Raw genomic sequence first — 203 nt, 5'->3', positions numbered from 1 at the left:
CCTAGGCCGCTAGACGAACGGGGCTTAGAACTTTGCAGTTAGTGAATACATTCAACATTGAACTTCTTCACTGCTGGCCTACCAGGACTCGAACCTAGAATGACGGTACCAGAAACCGTAGTGTTGCCAATTACACCATAGGCCAATAAAGACTGGCGCTTTCACGCTGTCTTTGTACCCCGTACGGGATTTGAACCCGTGTT

At 48.8% G+C, this 203-nt stretch carries 1 tRNA gene; it reads right to left on the bottom strand.

Going from position 1 to position 203, the window contains the following annotated elements:
• Window positions 1-73: 73 nt before the first annotated feature.
• Window positions 74-145 (bottom strand) — tRNA-Gln (locus HMPREF2820_RS09250).
• Between the last annotated feature and the right edge of the window lie 58 nt (window positions 146-203).

The sequence above is a fragment of the Corynebacterium sp. HMSC064E08 genome, assembly GCF_001811805.1.
GTDB lineage: Bacteria > Actinomycetota > Actinomycetes > Mycobacteriales > Mycobacteriaceae > Corynebacterium > Corynebacterium jeikeium_D.
The sequence above is the reverse complement of the archived record's forward strand: the minus strand, read 5'-3'. Positions and strand labels throughout refer to the sequence as shown.